This window comes from Mesorhizobium sp. USDA 4132 (genome assembly GCF_056279545.1).
On the sequence record NZ_JBWCCP010000001.1, the window covers coordinates 3909362 to 3924130 of the forward strand.

Sequence of the window (14769 nt, forward strand, 5' to 3'; positions counted from 1 at the left end):
GCAGTTCCCGACTACCGAACCGGATCACCCGCTCCTTCGCCGGAAACAAGTGCCTGGTGGTTCGATCGCCGGTTATGCAGCTTTGCGAGGATCAGGTAGATGATCGGCGTCGTGTAGAGGGTCAGGATCTGCGAGATGATCAACCCGCCGACGATGGTGATGCCGAGCGGACGCCTCAGCTCCGAACCCGGCCCGGTGGCGATGATCAACGGGACGGCGCCCATGATCGCCGCAAGCGTCGTCATCAGGATCGGCCGGAAACGCTGCAGGCACGCCTGAAAGATCGCCTCCTCCGAAGGTAGCCCGCGCTGGCGCTCCGCCTGCAGCGCAAAGTCCACCAGCATGATGCCGTTCTTCTTGACGATGCCGATCAGGAGAACGATGCCGATGAAGGCGATGATCGTCAGCTCCGTGCCGCTGATCATCAAGGCAAGCAACGCTCCGAGCCCTGCTGACGGCAGCGTCGATATGATCGTCAGCGGATGCGCGAGGCTCTCGTAGAGAATACCGAGCACGATATAGACCGTCAGGATAGCGGCGACAATCAACAGCGGCTGGTTGTTCGACGAGCTGCCGGCCCCGGCATCCCCGGCAAATTCGGCATGCAGCGTGTCCGGAATGTGCAATTCGCCGACCGCATGCAGCACCGCATCATTCGCGTCCTGCAGCGTACCTCCGAGCTTGACGTTGTAGGACATCGTCACCGAGGGGAACTGGCCCTGGTGATTGACGACGAGCGGCGCGAGCGTGCGCTCGATTGAGGTGACGCTTGAGATCGGCACCAGCTTCCCGCCCGCCGCCGGCACGTAGAGCCCGGAGATATCGGACGGGTCGCGCGCAAAGCGCGGATCGGCTTCCAGCACCACCCGGTATTGATTGCGTTGCGTATAGATCGTCGAGACCTGCCGCTGGGCAAAGGCGCTGTTCAGTGCATTGTCGATCGACTGGATGCTGACCCCAAGGCGCGCGGCCTCGTCTCGATTGATATTGACAGTCGCCTGCAGCCCGTTCGGCTGGCGGTCCGAATTGACGTCCGTGAGGATCGGCTCCTTGCGCAGCGCTTCGAGAACCTTGGGCGCCCAGGTTGTCAGCTCGTTGAAGTCCTCGTCCCAGAGCGTGAACTGGAACGGCGACGGCGTCGAACGCGCGCCGATGCGGATATCCGACGGCGAAAACAGATAGGAGCTGAGCCCCGGAATGGTCGCCAGTTCCTTTCGTATCCGCTCGATCACCTCCGCGGTCGACGCCCGCTCCGAGGGCGGCTTCAGCGCGATCGTCAGCTGGCCCCGATTGACCGAACCGAAAAAGCCGCCGCCGGCCGAAGAACCAATCCCTGAGACCGCCGGGTCCCGGCCCGCGATCTCGGCCGCGCGGCGCTGCAGGGCGACCATGGCCGGATAGGATATGTCGGTCGAGGCCTCCGTGCCGCCCTGGATGAACCCCGTATCGTCCTGCGGGATGAAACCCTTCGGGATCTTCACATAGAGATAGGCGGTCAAACCGACACAGGCGAGGATGACGACGACTGCGGCTACCTGATGGTGGAGCACGGCTTTGAGCGTGCGGCCATAAAAGCCGATAACCACTCCCAGCATTCCCTTACGTTCCTTATCCCCCGTATGAGCGCGCTTTTCATGCGCACGCAGGCGGTGTGCGCAGATCATCGGCGTCAGCGTCAGCGAAACCGCCGTGGAAATGACGATCGCAAAACCGAGCGTCAGCGAAAAGCTCTGGAAGAATTTGCCGATGATGCCGCCGAGGAAGAACATCGGTATGAAGGCGGCGAGCAAGGAGGCGCTGATCGAGATGACCGTGAAGCCGATCTGCCGTGCCCCCTCCGTCGCCGCCTGCATCGGCTTCATGCCGGCTTCGAGATTGGCATAGATATTCTCGATCATCACGATCGCATCGTCGACCACGAAACCGACCGACACCGCCAGCGCCATCAGCGACAGGTTGTCGAGCGAAAGTCCGCAGGCCCACATCGCCGCAAACGTGCCGGCAAGCGACAGCGGCACCGTGACGCCCGCCGCAACCGTCGGCGTCGCGCGGCGCAGGAAAAGGAAGACCACCATCATGACAAGCACGACGGTGATCAGCAGCGTCCACTGCATGTCGTCGACGCTCGCATGAATGGTCGTGGTGCGATCGGCAAGGATGGCGATCTCGACGCCCGCCGGCAACAGCGCCTGGAGTTCCGGGATCAGCGCCTTCACCGCATCTACCGTCTTGATAACGTTGGCGTCGGTCCCCTTGGTGATATTGAGCAGCACGGCCGGCTTGCCGTTGTACCAGGCATCCGAACGCCGGTTTCGCACGCCCGGCTCGACGATCGCGATATCCGACAGGCGGGTAGCGACCCCGTTATTGCTGCGGATGACGATCCGGCCATATTCTTCCGGCGTCCGCAGCTGGTTGTTCATGCCGATCGAAAAGGCGAGATCGCCGCCATTGATCGAGCCGATCGGCCCCAATGTGGCGGCGCTGACGATGGCGGTGCGGACAGCATCGAGCGACAGGCCGATCGCCGCAAGCCGGCTCGGATCGAGCCGCACCCGGATCGCCGGCTGGTCTGCACCGCTGACGCTGACATCGCCGACCCCATCCACCTGCGATATGCGTTGCACCACCAGCGTATCGGCGGCATCGTAGATCGCGCTCGGCGCGACATTATCGGATGTCAGCGCAAGGCTGAGGATCGGCGCCGCGGCAGGATTGACCTTGCGGAACGACGGCAGCGACGGGAGATCCGACGGCAGATCGACCGCGGCAGCATTGAGCGCCGCCTGCACATCCTGCGCCGCGCCGTCGATCGTCCGCGCGATATCGAACTGGATGGTGATGTTGGTCGAACCCAGCGCGCTGGACGAGGTCAGTTCGGTAACACCCGCAATCGCACCCAGATGCCGCTCCAAAGGAGCAGCGACGCTCGCCGCCATACTGGAGGGATCGGCGCCCGGCCGGCTTGCCGTCACCCGAATGGTCGGCAGATCGACGGAGGGAAGATTGGAAACCGGTAGGAAGCGGTAGGCGGCGATGCCGAGGATCATCAGCCCGATTGCCAGGAGCGTCGTGCCGATCGGCCTGCGGATGAAGGTCTCCGAGGGGTTCATGGTGACCCTCCGAGCTCGCTTTCCGCCGGCAAAGGCGATTGTCCCGTCGTCCGGCCGACGATGCGGCTGCGCAGGGTCTCGAATGCCAGGTAGATGACCGGTGTCGTATAGAGCGTCAGAAGCTGGCTCAGAAGCAGGCCGCCGATAATGCTGATGCCGAGCGGGATGCGCAGTTCCGAGCCCGTTCCTTCCGCCATCGCCAGCGGCAGCGCACCGAAGAGCGCGGCAAGCGTCGTCATCATGATCGGGCGGAAACGCAGGATCGAAGCTTTCAGGATCGCCTCTCGGGGAGACAGGCCTTCGACGCGTTCCGCCTCGAGCGCGAAGTCGATCATCATGATCGCGTTCTTCTTGACGATGCCCATCAGGAGTACGATGCCGATCAACGCGATCAGCGACAGGTCTTGGCCGAACAGCATCAGGGCCAGAAGGGCGCCGACGCCGGCGGACGGCAGGGTCGAGAGAATGGTGACCGGGTGGATGGCGCTTTCATACAGCAGCCCGAGAACGATGTAGATGGTGACGATCGCGGCGAGGATCAGCCAGGGCTCTCCGGCCAGCGAGTTGGCAAACTCCTCCGCATCGCCGAAATAGTCCCGCTGGATCGACGCCGGAACGCCAATCTCCTCTTCCGCCGCCTTGATGGCGCTGACGGCCTCGCTGAGCGACGCGCCTGAAGCAAGATCGAAGCTGATCGTCACCGACGGAAACTGTTCGTTGTGGCTGATGACGAGTGGCGCCGCCGTAAACGACGTCTTGGCGAAGGCCCCGAGCGGGATCTGCGTATTCGAGGCTCCGGACACATAAAGCCGTTCGAGTGATTTCGGATCGGACTGATATTGCGGCGCCGCTTCCAGAATGACGCGGTACTGGTTCGACTGCGCATAGATTGTGGTGATCTGGCGCTGGCCGAACGCGTCGTTGAGCGTGTCGCTGATCGCCTGCATCGAGACGCCGAGACGGGATGCCGTCTCGCGATCGATGTCGAGCAGCAGGCGCCCTCCCCCCCATCTCGACTTCGGACGAAACGTCGACCAGTTCCGGAAGCTGTTCCAGCCTCGTCGCCAGCCGGTCCGCCCAATCCGCCACGCTCGCCGCCGTGGCACCGGTCAGAATGTATTGATAGGGCGCGCGGCTGACGCGGGTGCTGATGCTGATATCCCGCACCCCCTGGAAGGTGACGCGGACGCCGGGCAATTGCGATACCTCCCGCCTCAACCGGTCGATGACCTCCGGCACGGAAGAGGTGCGCTCGCTTCGCGGCTTGAGCACGAGGCTCAGCGTGCCGGTGTTGAGAGTCAGGTTGTTCGCGCTCGCGCCGACCACGGAGACGATGCCGGTCACGTCTTTATCCCCGCGCAGCCTGTCGGTGACGACGGCCTGGGTCCGTTTCATCGCGTCGAAGGATGTCGTCGGCTCCGTCTCGATGACGGCCGTGATCAGGCCCGTATCCTGGGGCGGCAGAAAACCCTTGGGAATGAAGACATAAAGCGCAAGCGTTGCCGCCAGCGTTGCGACGGTCAGGATCAGCATCAGCGCGCTGCGGTCGACCACCCAGACCAGGCTTCGGTGATAACCTGCAATAACGCGGTCCATGACACGATCGGCACCGGCAAGCACGCCGCGGCGTCCTTCCGCCGGTTTGCGCAAGATGCGGGCGCACATCATCGGCGTCAGCGTCAGCGAAATCACCGCCGAGACGACGACGGCGATCGTCAGCGTCAGGGCGAATTCACGGAACATCCGGCCGACGATACCGGACATGAACAGCAGCGGGATGAATACGGCAATCAGCGAGACGGTCAGAGAGATGATCGTGAAGCCGATCTCGCCGGCCCCTTTCAGGGCCGCCTGCATCGGGTCCTCGCCCTCCTCGATATGCCGCGCGATATTCTCGATCATCACGATCGCATCGTCGACCACGAACCCCGTGCCGATCGTCAATGCCATCAGCGACAGGTTGTCGAGGCTGAAGCTGGCAAACCACATCACCCCGAAAGTCGCGACCAGCGATAGCGGCAGCGCAACCGCCGCGATGATGGTCGCGGTCAGCGTTCGCAGGAACAGGAAGACGACGAGAATGACGAGGCCGATACTGACCCCGAGCGTCCATTGCACGTCATGGATCGAAGCCCGGATCGTTTCCGTCCGGTCGTTGACGATATCGAGCGAAATACCCGCCGGCAGCACCTCCCTGAGCCGCGGCACCTGCCTCAGAATGCTGCCGACCGTATCGATGACATTGGCGCCCGGCTGCCTCATGACATCGAGGATGACCGCCGGCTCGCCCTGATACCAGGCGCCGACGCGGGTATTCTCCAGGCCTTGAACGATATCGGCGACATCCTTCAGCCGCACCGGCGCATTGTTCCGGTAGGCGACGACGACATTGCCGTAAATCTCGGGGTCGATGATCTGGTCGTTGGCTGCAAGCGTGAAGGATTGATGCGTGCCGTCGAGCGCACCCTTGGCGCCGGCGACGCTGGCGCTGGAAATCGCGGTTCGAAGATCTTCGAGGCCGATGCCATAAGCGGCCAGGCGCGGAATATCGGCCTGGACGCGGATCGCCGGCCGCACCCCGCCCTGGATCGAGACATTGCCGACGCCGGAAACCTGCGCAAGCCGCTGCGCGAGCAGCGTATCGGCGAAATCGCTGAGGTCTCGGATCGGATAGCTGGTCGAACGCAGCGCCAGCGTGATGATCGGGGTGTCGGCCGGGTTCACCTTGGCATAGGTCGGCGGATAGGGCAGGTTGCGCGGCAGGCCCGAGCCGGCGGCATTGATGGCCGACTGGACGTCCTGAGCGGCGCCGTCGATATCCCGGCCGAGCGCGAATTGCAGCGTCACCTGGCTGATGCCGAAGGCGCTCGAAGAGGTCATCGAGGTCAGCGACGGGATCTGGCCGAGAGGGCGTTCAAGCGGTGCGGTCACCAGCGCCGCCATCGTCTCCGGATCGGCACCCGGCAACTGCGTCGTCACCCGGATCGTCGGAAAATCCACCTGCGGCAGTGGCGCGACGGGAAGATTGATATAGCCGAGAATGCCGCCCAGCAGCACGGCGACGCCGAGCAGCGAAGTCGCGATCGGGCGTTTGATGAACAGCGTCGACGTGTTCATTGTTTTGCTTCGGGTAATGCGACCGGCGCAGCACTCGCGGCTTCGGGCCCGCCTGTCTTCTGAGGTCGGCGGTTTGGTCTGCGTTCCTCATTGGGATTACCGGGGGGATTACCGGGCGTTGCTGCCGGCGGCTGCGAGGCGGCAACCTCCACATGTTCCCCGTCCCTCAGGCGTGAAAAGCCGGTGGTCACCACCTTGTCGCCATCCGCCACACCCTCGGCAATGACGGTTTGCACATCGTCCTGCTGGCCCAGCTTGACCATTTTCATGCCGACCGTCTGGTCGGGCTTCAAGAGATAAACGAAGGTGCCGTTGGGTCCTCGCTGGACGGCGGCCGTCGGCACGACGATCACGCCTTTCAACGTCTCGACGAGTAGGCGGGCATTAACGAAAGCGCCCGGCCAGAGCGCCAGCTTGTCGTTCGGGAAGTTGGCCTTGATCCTGACCGTTCCCGTGGTCGCGTCCACCTGGTTGTCCACCGCCGCAAGCACGCCGTTGTCGATCACACTCTTGCCGTCGCCGGCAATCGCCTCGACCGAAAGCTGCCCACCGCCGCTCGCCGCGTTGACCTTGGCAAGCTGCTGCTGCGGAATGGAAAACACCACCGAGATCGGCCTGATCTGCGACAACGTGACGATGCCCGCCGCATCGGAAGAACTGACGATATTGCCGACATCGACATTGCGGATGCCGGTGCGGCCGTCGATCGGCGCCCGGATCGTCGTATAGTCGAGCGAGGCCTGGGCGCTGGCGATCGCCGCATCGTCGGACTGGACGGCCGCCCGGTACTGCTCGACCTGCGAACGCGCCGTATCGACCTGCTGCTGCGTGCCCGAGCTCGACTGAACCAGTTTCAGGGAGCGGTCCAGAGCGAGTTCGGCATTCTGAAGCAGCGCTTGGTCCTGCGCCTTCTTGCCGATCGCCTGGTCGAGCTGCGCGCGATAGACCGCATCGTCGATCCGCACCAGGACATCGCCCTTCCTGACGTCCTGCCCCTCGTCGAAATGCAGTTCAGCCAGCTTGCCGCTGACCTGCGGGCGAATGGTGACCGTGCTCAACGGCCGGACCGAGCCGACGCCATCGATGAACACCGGCACGTCACTCGCCTTGGCATCGGCCACCAGCACCGGAACCGGTTCCGATTGGCCCGATTGACGACCAGGGCGCCGGCGCCCGCCGGCAGGTCGTCCCGCCGGCTGCGCCGCGGTTGCCTCCGCCGGCGCCCAGCCGAGCATGGTTTCCACACGGCCCAGCCAGCGGTCCCGAAGCGCATAGGCTCCGAAGCCCGCTGTGCCCAGGATTATCACGGAAACCAGGACCCAATGCCTACGCGCCATCGACCGCAACTTCTTGAATGCTCGAAAAATCAACCGGATTGAACGCTACTGGTCTAATGCCTGCAATGGAAGGCGCTTTCAGCGGACCTGGATTACAAATTGGATAGATTAGGCCAGATGCGGAAAACGCCGAACGACTCACCAAAGCGAAGAAAGGCGTTGACAGCCGCGCGGTTGGTTAGGGACAAGCTAAGGGTAATTTCACGCTTTGCCTTGTTCGCGGCAGGCGTATACCAGGGCTGTCGATCCGCGTCGATCGGCAACATAATGACAGGGGACTTGAGAACATGACCGATTTCGACGCCGTGCACGAACGCCGGGGCACCGGCAGCTCGAAGTGGAGCAAGTATCCGGACGACGTGCTGCCCATGTGGGTCGCCGACATGGACTTCCCCGCGGCACCGGAGATCGTCGACGCCATCCGCAACCGGCTCGAACATCCGATGCTCGGCTACGGCGTCGCCCGCGATGAACTGCGAGCCCAAATCATCTCCGACATGCAGGAAAAATACGGCTGGACCGTCTCGCCCGACGAGATCGTCTTCCTTCCAGGCGTGGTGCCGGGGTTCAACATGGCGCTGCACGCGATGCTTCAGCCCGGCGACGGCGTGCTGGTGCAGACGCCCGTCTATCGGCCGATCCTCGAAGCCCCCGCGAATTGGAACCTCGTCCGGCACGAAGCGCCGCTTACCCCGGCCGCTGAAGGCTATGTGATGGATGCCGGGGCCTTCGCGGCGGAACTGGCAAAATCGAAGGCGCTGCTGTTCTGCAACCCGCAGAACCCGACGGGCAAGGTGTTCACCGCCGACGAACTCAAGACGATCACCGACCTCTGCCGCCAGAACGATACGCTGATCATCTCCGACGAAATCCATTGCGACCTTCTGTTCGACGGTCGCCGCCACGTGCCGATCGCCACGCTTTCTGAAGATGCCGCCAACCGCACCATCACCCTGATGGCCGCCAGCAAGACCTACAACATAGCCGGCCTGAAGACCGCCTTCGCGATCATCGGCAACAAGGCGATCCGCGAAAAATTCAACCAGGCGCGGCTCGGAATGGTCGACAATGCCAATATCATCGGCCTCGAGGCGACGCTTGCGGCCTTCTCGAAGGCCGGCGACTGGAAGACGCGGATGCTCGCCTATATCGAGGCCAACCGCGATTTTCTGTCGGCCGAACTGGCGCGCCGGTTTCCAAAGATCAAGCTTATCCCGTCGGAAGGCACGTTCCTCGCCTGGCTCGACTGCACGGAACTCGGTCTGGAGCCGGATGCGCAGAGCTATTTCCTCGAACATGGCAAGGTCGGCTTCAATGCCGGCTCGGAATTCGGCGCGGCCTATGGCAACTTCGTCCGCGTCAATTTCGGATGCCCGCGCGCCCTTCTCGAGGAGGGTCTGAGCCGCATGGAACGCGCACTCGGCCGGAACACCTGATCAGTCCGCTCGATCGAATAAGAAGAAGTGATCGCCGGCGGAACTCATCCGCCGGCATGATGGCAGACTGAAAGGATCAGACGATCCCGCCACCGCCGCTGGTGGACGCCGGACGTTCGAGCGCGACTTTTTTCCGATAGCCACTGTCGCGATAGGTCGCGACCGGATCGATCGCTCCGCCTGCGCGGCGGCGGGCTTCGGCAAGGATCGGCTCCACATCGGTGCGATAAGCCCGTTTCAGTGTCTCTGAGGCCATCAGCGCATCGTTTTCCTGCTGGAATCCGTCAAGTGCTACCCGATCGACCAGCAATGCCTGGGCATAGGCCCGGCGGATCTCGTTGGCGCTGGAAATCAGGCTTTCGATCGGGTCCGTGACATTGTGCGACTGGTCGATCATATGCGCCGGGCGAAAATCCCTGATGCCGCGATGCTCGGCATCCACCAACTCGTTGAAGACGAGGAACAGGCGGTAGGGCTCGATAGCGCCCGCATCGAGGTCGTCGTCGCCATATTTGGAATCGTTGAAGTGGAAGCCGCCGAGCTTGCCGAACTGGATCAGCCGGGCAACGATCATCTCGATATTGGTATTCGGCGCATGATGGCCGAGATCGACGAGGCAGAAGGCCTTTGGTCCGAGCGTATTGGCGATCAGGTAGTTCGTGCCCCAGTCCTGCACCACCGTCGAATAAAAGGCCGGCTCGTACATCTTGTGTTCGGAAAACAGCCGCCAGTCGTCGGGCAGCGCCTTGTAGATTTCCGCCATCGAAGCGAGATACCGCTCGAACACTCGCGTGAAATGGCTCTGGCCCGGAAAGTTCGAGCCGTCGCCAATCCACACCGTCAGCGCCTTGGAATCGATCGCCTTGCCGATCTCGATACATTCGAGATTGTGCTCGATCGCCTGGGCGCGTGTCGCAGCATTCGTGTGGCTAAGCGAGCCGTATTTATAGGAATGCGCCTGTCCCGGTGCATCTGAAAACGTATTCGAGTTCATCGCGTCGAAACCGAGACCCAGCGCATCGCCCTTGGCCAGCAATTCCTTCGGATCCGCCTTGTCCCACGGGATATGCAGCGAGACCGTCGGCGTCGCGCGGGTCAATTGGTGGATGACGGAGCAGTCATCGAGCTTGTCGAAAATGCCGCGCGGCTCGCCTTGGCCCGGGAAACGGGCGAAACGCGTGCCGCCGGTGCCGACGCCCCAGGAGGGTACGGCGACGAAGAACTTTTCAACATCCCAGGTGATCGTTTCGATATCGATGCCGCGGCGCGACAGGTTCTCGCCGAGCGCATCGTAATCGGATTTGAGCGCTGCGGAGCGCTTATCGTTTTCAGCGGCGATCACATTGGTCGTGATCTTGAGTTCAGTCATTCGGTCCTCCCATCTGATCTTTGTCTCTTCTCCCCAGCGGGGAGAAGGTGGCCCGAAGGGTCGGATGAGGGGGCGCGGCACATTCTGCCTTTCGCTTATCGCTCAAGGCGTCGCTTTGCTCCTCCCCCTCATCTGCCTATCGGGCATCTTCTCCCCGCTGGGGAGAAGATATTACCCTACCGCGTAAAGCTCTGGGCGTTGCCGGCATCCACGTTGATGATGTTGCCGGTCGACTTGGCCGATGCGTCCGATGCGAGGAAATAGATCGCCTCCGCAATATCCTCCGGAAAGACATTGAGCTTGAGCAGCGACCGCTTGCGGTAGTGCTCCTCCAGGTCGTCCACCTCGATCTTGGACGAGGCGGCGCGCTGTTCGCGCCATTCGCCGTTCCAGATCTTCGATCCGCGCAGCACGGCGTCCGGATTGACCGTATTGACTCGAATGCCTGCCTCGGCGCCTTCGAGCGCCAGGCAGCGGGCGAGATGGATTTCGGCGGCCTTGGCGGTGCAATAGGCCGACGCATTCGGAGAAGAGGCAAGCCCATTCTTCGAAGCCACGAACACGACGTTGCCGCCGAGCTTCTGGCGGCGGAACAACCGGAAGGCCTCCCGCGAAACGAGGAAATAACCCGTCGCCAGGATGTCGATATTCTTGCTCCACATGGCAAGCGTGGTTTCCTCGACCGGCGCGGACGACGCGATCCCGGCATTCGAGACGAGGATATCGACGCCGCCGAATTCGACGCAGGCCTCGGCAAACGCGGTGATCACCGCGTCCTCGGTCGTCACGTCGAGCAGGACCCCGCGCACCGCATCCTTGCCGAACGACTTTTCGAAATCGGCTTTGGTCGTGTCGAGCGCGCCGCCGTCGATATCGGCAAGCACCACGCAGGCACCCTCGCCCATCAGCCTGGCCGCGGTTGCCCGCCCGATGCCGCCGGCGCCGCCGGTGACCAAGGCCACCTGTCCGGCAAGGCTTTTCGGCTTCGGCATGCGCTGCAGCTTCGCCTCTTCGAGCAGCCAGTATTCGATGTCGAAGGCCTCCTGCTCCGGCAGGCCCTGATATTCGGAAACCGTCGAGGCGCCGCGCATCACATTGATGGCGTTGACATAGAACTCGCCGGCAATCCGGGCCGTCGCCTTGTCACGCGCAAACGACAGCAGGCCGACGCCCGGAACCAGGAAGATCACCGGGTTGGGGTCGCGCATGGCGGGTGAATTGGCGTGTTTGCAGGTCTCGTAATAACGGCTGTAATCCGCGCGATAATCTTCGAGCGCCGTGTCGAGTGCAGCAATCACCGCATCGACATCCGGCTTGGCGGGATCGAAATCAACAATCAGCGGACGAATTTTCGTGCGCAGGAAATGGTCCGGGCAGGAGGTTCCGAGGCCCCCAAGCGGCTTCAGGTCTTTGGAATTGACGAATTCCAGCACCGCGTCCTGGTCGTCGAAATGGCCGAGCTTGCGCTCCACCTTGCCGATCCGGCCGCGGATCTCCGGCATCAGTTTCGCGACGATCGCCCGGCGTTCCGGCGCAGGCAGGCTCTTGGTCGCGGCGCCGCCGAAGATCGTCTTGCCTTGGGTCTCCTTGGCGAACCATTCGATCGCCTTGTTGATGATGTCGAGCGTCAGCTCGTAACAGGCCTTGGCGTCATTTGCCCAGGTGAACAGGCCGTGGCTTTCCAGCACGACGCCCTTGGCATTGGGGTTTGCCTTCACGAACGCTTCGAGATCGAGCCCGAGCTGGAAACCCGGCCGCCGCCAGGGCAGCCAGCCGATTTCGGAACCGAAGACCTGTTGCGTCAACTCCTTCGAATTCCTCGAAGCCGCAATCGCGATGATCGCATCCGGGTGCATGTGGTCTACATGGGTGAACGGCACGAAACCGTGTAGCGGCGTATCGATTGAGGCCGCGCGCGGATTGAGGTTGAAGGTGCAATGCGGCAGGAAGCCGACCATGCGGTCCTCGTCCTCGACGCCCTTGTAGAGCCCCTTCAGCGCTTCCAGCTTGTCCATGTAGAGGGTGGCGAAACCATCGAGCTTGATCGTGCCGACATCGCCGCCCGATCCCTTCACCCACATGACCTTCACTTTTTCCCCGGTCAGCGGATCGGTTTCCATCACCTTGGCCGAGGTATTGCCGCCGCCGTAATTGGTGATGCGCTTGTCGGCACCGAGAAGATTGGAGCGATAGAGCAGCTTGCCGGGCTCATCGAGCTTGGCGGCTTGAGCATCGTTCCAACGGTTTTCGAGAAGGCGGGTTTGGCCCGACATTGCTTGTCCTCCAACGTGTTTCGGCTCACGGCGACGAGGCGGCCGCCATCTCCCTGCCGCCGGTATCGCGCATTGTCGCGCCATCTGTCAATCATAAACGATCATAAAGTTTCATTGTGCAGCGCAATAAAAGCGAAGTTGATCGTTTATGATTGACAACGTAAATTTTCCGGTAATAGTTGACGCCAAGGAGGAGCCAATGCACGAACGTGAACGCCATCGCATCATCTTGAGCGCTATCCAGGAAAAACCCGTCATCACGGTGCAGGATATCGCCGAATTGACCGAGGCATCGGAAGCGACGATCCGGCGCGACATCGCTTCGCTGCACGTCCAGGGCAAGCTCCGGCGCGTCCGCGGCGGCGCGGAAGCCGTTCATCCTCCGCAGATCGGCCAGCTTTCGGCCCGATCGTTCCGGGTGTCGGAATCGGTCAACATCGACAAGAAGCGCGCAATCGCCCGCCGCGCGGTTGAACTCTGCGATGAAGGCGACAGCGTCATCATCAACGGCGGCACGACGACGTTCCAGATGGTGCATTTCATGTCGGCGCGACGCCTGCAGGTAATGACCAATTCGTTTGCGATCGCCGAACATCTGGTCAAGCATTCGAAGAACACGGTGACGATACCGGGCGGCGCGATCTATCGCGAACAGAGCCTGATCCTGTCGCCCTTCGACAATGATGCGATCCGCAATTTTTACGCCCGCCGCATGTTCATCGGCGCGCAGGGGGTCGGCCCGCTCGGGGTGATGGAGGCCGACGCGCTGGTGATCCAGAGCGAGCAGAAGCTGATGCACCAGGCCGAGGAACTGATCGTGATGGTGGATTCCTCGAAGTTTTCGCGCCGGTCCAGCCTTATCCTCTGCCCGCTCGATCGGGTGACGACTGTTATCACCGATGACGGCGTGACCGACGACGCCGCACGCATGATCGAGGATGCGGGCGTCAAACTGATTATCGCCGGTGCCGCCGCAGCGGACATCGCCAAGGAGGATTCTTCGTCGGCCGCGTGAGGAGCGACCGGCGGGAGAAAGATTGAACTATCAACTGGGAGGACCAACTATGAAACTTGCAAAGAAACTCGCCCTCGGCGTGGCATTCGCCTTCGCCGCCCTGACATCAACAATGACGACGGCAAGCGCTGCCGACATGAAGATCGCGCTCGTGGTCAAATCGCTCGGCAACGGCTTCTTCGAAGCGGCCAACAAGGGCGCGCAGGAAGCTGCCAAGGAACTCGGCGGCGTCCAGGTCATCTATACCGGCCCGACCTCGACGACGGCCGAAGGCCAGATCGAAGTGATCAACTCGCTGATCGCACAAGGCGTCGATGCGATTGCCATCTCCGCCAACGATCCGGACGCCGTCATCCCGGCGCTGAAGAAGGCCACCCAGCGCGGCATCAAGGTCATTTCCTGGGATTCGGCGGTCGCCAAGGAAGGCCGCATCATGCACCTGAACCCGTCTTCCAACGAGCTGATCGGTAAGATGTGCCTGACGCTCGCCAAGGACCACCTGGATGGCGGCAAGGGCGGTTTCGCCATCCTTTCGGCCACCACCACCTCGACGAACCAGAACACCTGGATCGCCGAGATGAAGAAGCAGCTCAAGGATTTTCCGGGCCTGAACCTCGTCACGACAGTTTATGGTGACGACCTCGCCGACAAGTCCTATCGCGAAGCACAGGGCCTCTTGACCTCGCAGCCGAACGTCAAGGTCATCGTCGCTCCGACCACGGTCGGCGTGCTCGCTGCCTCGCAGGCCGTCAAGGATGCCGGGAAGATCGGCCAGGTCTATGTGACCGGGCTCGGCCTGCCGTCTGAAATGGCCGGCGCCATCAAGTCCGGCGCCACCAAGGAATTCGCCATCTGGAACCCCATCGACCTCGGTTATTCCGCCACCCAGATTGCCTATCACCTCGTCAAGGGTGATGCGGACGGCAAGCCGGGCTCGGACATCAAGGCCGGCCGCATGGGCTCGATCAAGATTGGCGACAATGGCGAAGCCGCCATGGCCGACCCCTTCGTCTACAACGCCAAGAACATCGACGAGTTCTCCAAGATCTTCTGATCCGGAGAACTCCCCTTGCCGGCGGGCGCGAGCCCCCTCATCCGCCTGCCGGCAC

Annotated in this window: 7 protein-coding genes and 1 pseudogene; 3 read left to right on the forward strand and 5 right to left on the reverse strand. The window is 62.4% G+C overall.

The features are described from left to right. Window positions 1–11: 11 nt before the first annotated feature. The 3 genes and pseudogenes from ACZ9IU_RS19600 to ACZ9IU_RS19610 all read right to left on the reverse strand — a co-directional run bounded on the left by ACZ9IU_RS19600 (window position 12) and on the right by ACZ9IU_RS19610 (window position 7567). Window positions 12–3113: an efflux RND transporter permease subunit gene (locus tag ACZ9IU_RS19600; RefSeq protein ID WP_038546094.1), complete on the reverse strand. Its 3102-nt coding sequence runs from the start codon at window positions 3111–3113 to the stop codon at window positions 12–14. Beyond that, window positions 3110–6230: pseudogene (locus ACZ9IU_RS19605) on the reverse strand (efflux RND transporter permease subunit). The gene ACZ9IU_RS19600 and the pseudogene ACZ9IU_RS19605 overlap by 4 nt, the downstream one beginning before the upstream one ends. Then, window positions 6227–7567, reverse strand: a complete 1341-nt coding sequence (locus ACZ9IU_RS19610) for an efflux RND transporter periplasmic adaptor subunit (RefSeq protein ID WP_038546100.1) — start codon at window positions 7565–7567, stop codon at window positions 6227–6229. The pseudogene ACZ9IU_RS19605 and the gene ACZ9IU_RS19610 overlap by 4 nt, the downstream one beginning before the upstream one ends. A gap of 287 nt (window positions 7568–7854) precedes the next feature. On the opposite strand from ACZ9IU_RS19610, the gene ACZ9IU_RS19615 reads away from it, so the two are divergent. Beyond that, a complete protein-coding gene (locus tag ACZ9IU_RS19615) occupies window positions 7855–9003 on the forward strand; it encodes a MalY/PatB family protein (protein WP_038546102.1) in 1149 nt (382 codons plus the stop codon). A gap of 76 nt (window positions 9004–9079) precedes the next feature. Here the strand turns inward: ACZ9IU_RS19615 and rhaI are convergent, their stop codons facing one another. Together rhaI and ACZ9IU_RS19625 are read right to left on the reverse strand one after the other, a co-directional pair. Then, window positions 9080–10372, reverse strand: a complete 1293-nt coding sequence (gene rhaI, locus ACZ9IU_RS19620; RefSeq protein WP_038546105.1) for an L-rhamnose catabolism isomerase — start codon at window positions 10370–10372, stop codon at window positions 9080–9082. A 176-nt stretch (window positions 10373–10548) separates the two neighbouring features. Further along, window positions 10549–12645 (reverse strand): bifunctional rhamnulose-1-phosphate aldolase/short-chain dehydrogenase, encoded by a 2097-nt coding sequence (locus ACZ9IU_RS19625; RefSeq protein WP_038546108.1) that lies wholly within the window; start codon window positions 12643–12645, stop codon window positions 10549–10551. 199 nt (window positions 12646–12844) lie between these two features. On the opposite strand from ACZ9IU_RS19625, the gene ACZ9IU_RS19630 reads away from it, so the two are divergent. Next, window positions 12845–13660 carry a DeoR/GlpR family DNA-binding transcription regulator gene (locus ACZ9IU_RS19630; RefSeq protein WP_038546110.1) on the forward strand — a complete coding sequence of 272 codons (816 nt, stop codon included), beginning with the start codon at window positions 12845–12847 and terminating at the stop codon, window positions 13658–13660. A 49-nt stretch (window positions 13661–13709) separates the two neighbouring features. Continuing rightward, entirely contained in the window at window positions 13710–14714 is a 1005-nt protein-coding gene (rhaS, locus tag ACZ9IU_RS19635; RefSeq protein ID WP_038546113.1) for a rhamnose ABC transporter substrate-binding protein, read from the forward strand. The last annotated feature ends 55 nt before the right edge of the window (window positions 14715–14769 follow it).